This window comes from Weizmannia agrestimuris, assembly GCF_943193165.1.
Lineage (GTDB): Bacteria > Bacillota > Bacilli > Bacillales > Bacillaceae_C > Weizmannia > Weizmannia faecalis.
The window spans coordinates 1-1,458 of the sequence record NZ_CALPDC010000100.1 but is presented as its reverse complement, the minus strand read 5'-3'; the positions used below and the strand labels follow the sequence as shown (position 1 = coordinate 1,458).

The window sequence follows — 1,458 nt, the reverse complement described above, 5'->3', positions numbered from 1 at the left end:
CAAAGCGACAGACATTTATTCGGGTTAATTACTCTATCCCGACTGAGAGGAATTTACACACAAAAAAAGACTTGACCAGACCTCTCTCTCTAGATGTTCATCTTGAAGTGTACAATTAGATGATAGAGCGTCTTCCCATTTTTTCCACTCATTTGCCCCTTCGAGTAAAATTTTACACATACTAACAATTCCTGTAAAAAAGGTGTGAATAGCAGTTGCAAATCGGAATAGACAAGATCGGGTTTTATACCCCGCATTTATATGTTGACATGGAAAAACTGGCACTTGCCCGGAATGAGGACCCTGGAAAATTTTTAATCGGAATCGGCCAGGAAAAAATGGCCGTCGCCCCGGTGACCCAGGATGCGGTGACGCTCGCAGCCAATGCGGCGCTCGAAATTTTAACAGACGAAGATAAAGAAAAGATCGATTTTGTTATTTTCGGCACGGAATCCGGCGTCGACCACTCGAAGGCAGCTGCAATTTATGTGCACCGCCTGCTCGGTTTAAAACCGGAAGTGCGGGCCGTTGAAGTGAAAGAAGCATGCTTCGGTGCTACGGCAGGGCTGCAAATGGCAAGAGGGCATATCGCCCTGCATCCGGAAAGCAAAGTGCTCGTGCTCGGGTCCGATATTTCAAGATACGGATTGAATACTTCAGGAGAGGTTACCCAAGGGGCGGGCGCCGTCGCTATGGTCGTAAGCGCCCATCCGAAAATTCTTGCGATTGAAGAACCGAGTGTGTATCATACGGAAGACATCATGGACTTTTGGCGGCCGGTCTATTCGGATTCCGCTTATGTGGATGGCAAGTTTTCCAATGAAAAATACATCAGTTTCTTCCAAAATGTCTGGAAGCAGTACAGAGAAAAAACCGGCTTTACGCTAAGTGATTTCAAAGCCATTTGCTTCCATATGCCGTATACAAAAATGGGCTTAAAAGCGCTGAGAACGGTGTTGGATGAAACGGATGAAGACGGGCGCGAAAGACTCCTGGCCCATTATGAAACAAGCAAAAGTTATAACAAAATAGTCGGGAACATTTATACCGGCGCTTTGTATTTGAGCCTGCTTTCCCTGCTCGAACAAAATACAAATATAGAAGCAGGTGCGAGGATCGGCCTGTACAGCTACGGTTCCGGCGCAGTCGGGGAATTTTTCTCAGGGATCCTGCAGCCGGGCTACCGTAAAGCCTTGCAGCCGGCCCGCCATCAGCAAATGCTCGAGGCACGAAAAGAAATTAGCGTTGCCGAATACGAAGCCATTTTTACCACATCGCTTCCAAACGACGGGTCGGCCGTTACCTTGCCGGTGAACGAGGATCCGGCCACCGTTTGCCTTGCCGGAATCGAAGGGCACAAGCGGCAATACGTTAATAAAAACAATCGAGTAGGAGGCTAATCATTATTTGATTAGCCGACCTCTCACACCACCGTGCGTACGGTTCCGTACACGGCGG

General features: G+C 48.1%; 1 protein-coding gene. It reads left to right on the top strand.

The window, feature by feature from the left end; translation table 11 throughout:
• Positions 1 to 215: 215 nt before the first annotated feature.
• Positions 216 to 1,400, top strand: coding sequence for a hydroxymethylglutaryl-CoA synthase (locus NFR98_RS15710; protein ID WP_017552043.1), 1,185 nt, complete (start codon positions 216 to 218; stop codon positions 1,398 to 1,400).
• Positions 1,401 to 1,458 lie beyond the last annotated feature (58 nt).